The sequence below is a fragment of the Alkalihalophilus lindianensis genome (genome assembly GCF_032843265.1).
GTDB lineage: Bacteria > Bacillota > Bacilli > Bacillales > Bacillaceae_D > Alkalihalophilus > Alkalihalophilus lindianensis.
The window spans coordinates 1-260 of sequence record NZ_JAWJBA010000553.1 but is presented as its reverse complement, the minus strand read 5'-3'; the positions used below and the strand labels follow the sequence as shown (position 1 = coordinate 260).

Annotated in this window: 1 pseudogene; it reads right to left on the bottom strand. The window is 71.5% G+C overall.

The window, feature by feature from the left end:
• A pseudogene (locus RYX56_RS26660) lies at nt 1–260 on the bottom strand (hypothetical protein); the annotation flags it as partial.

Sequence of the window (260 nt, the reverse complement as noted above, 5' to 3'; positions counted from 1 at the left end):
CGGCGAAATCGTGATACGCCCCGTAGAGCGCCGGGCGCGCCAGATCGTTCATCGCTGCATCGACCACCACGAAGGGCCGGCCCGCGCTGCCCTGCTTGGCGCGCACCACGCGGGTCAGCAGCACGCCGGCATTGCCGACGATGACGCGCCCCGGCTCGAATGTCAGCCGCACGCCCCAGCCGGCCGTAACCCGCGCCACCATCGCGCCATAATCGGCGGGTGCCGGCAGCCTCTCGCCCGGCTGATAGGGAATGCCGAGC